Origin of the sequence: Saccharomonospora iraqiensis subsp. paurometabolica YIM 90007 (genome assembly GCF_000231035.2) — a bacterium.
GTDB lineage: Bacteria > Actinomycetota > Actinomycetes > Mycobacteriales > Pseudonocardiaceae > Saccharomonospora > Saccharomonospora paurometabolica.
Genome location: NZ_KI912247.1, coordinates 262,601 through 262,847, shown reverse-complemented (window position 1 = coordinate 262,847; position 247 = coordinate 262,601). Strand labels below are relative to the sequence as shown.

At 78.9% G+C, this 247-nt stretch carries 1 protein-coding gene; it reads left to right on the top strand.

Features of this window, described 5'->3' with window-relative positions:
* A partial coding sequence (locus tag SACPADRAFT_RS33035; protein WP_198048333.1) for a hypothetical protein occupies positions 1-247 on the top strand: 247 nt, incomplete at both ends.

The following is a 247-nucleotide window of genomic DNA, read 5'->3' as shown; positions in this document are numbered from 1 at the left end:
GCTGCCTGGTGCACGCCGTGTCGGCGGGCGTCGACCAGGCGGAGGGCCGCCTGCGCCCGGCGTTGGCCCGCCTGGAGTCGGCCGCCGCCGAGGCCGCCGACGACAACCCGTGGCTGGCCGACCACCTACGGGTGGAGGCCGCCCGGCTGAGCCTGGCCGACGGACGGGGCGAGCTCGCGATCCGCGAACTGGCCACCCTGCGCCGCCGGGACGAACCGGACGCGGTGCTCGCGTCGGCCGTCGCGTC